The sequence below is a fragment of the Bradyrhizobium sp. USDA3010 genome (assembly GCF_056429065.1).
On sequence record NZ_JBWJZD010000177.1, the window covers coordinates 1 to 250 of the forward strand.

Below are 250 nucleotides of genomic sequence, written 5' to 3' on the forward strand. Positions count from 1 at the left end.
CGTCGATCCGTTCGCCTGGCTCACCCTCACGCTTCAGCGTATCGCCAATGGCTGGCCGAGCAGCCAAATCGACGTACTTATGCCATGGAACCACGCCGCCTGACGGCCTCAGCTTGCCGCTTACGAACCAGGCGGCGCAGGTGTGCCCGCACCTCGCGGCCGCTCGGCGTCTTGCCGGGGCGCAGGATGACCGCAACAGGCCGGCTGTGCTCGGTGTCGTAGACGTGGATCGGCAGGAAGCAGTGTTCAT

General features: G+C 65.6%; 1 protein-coding gene and 1 pseudogene. One reads left to right on the forward strand and one right to left on the reverse strand.

All coding sequences use genetic code 11. The features are described from left to right. A partial coding sequence (locus AC066Y_RS43450; RefSeq protein WP_478278960.1) for a transposase domain-containing protein occupies nt 1-103 on the forward strand: 103 nt, incomplete at its 5' end. 19 nt (nt 104-122) lie between these two features. Here the strand turns inward: AC066Y_RS43450 and AC066Y_RS43455 are convergent. Then, nucleotides 123-250: pseudogene (locus tag AC066Y_RS43455) on the reverse strand (transposase); the annotation flags it as partial.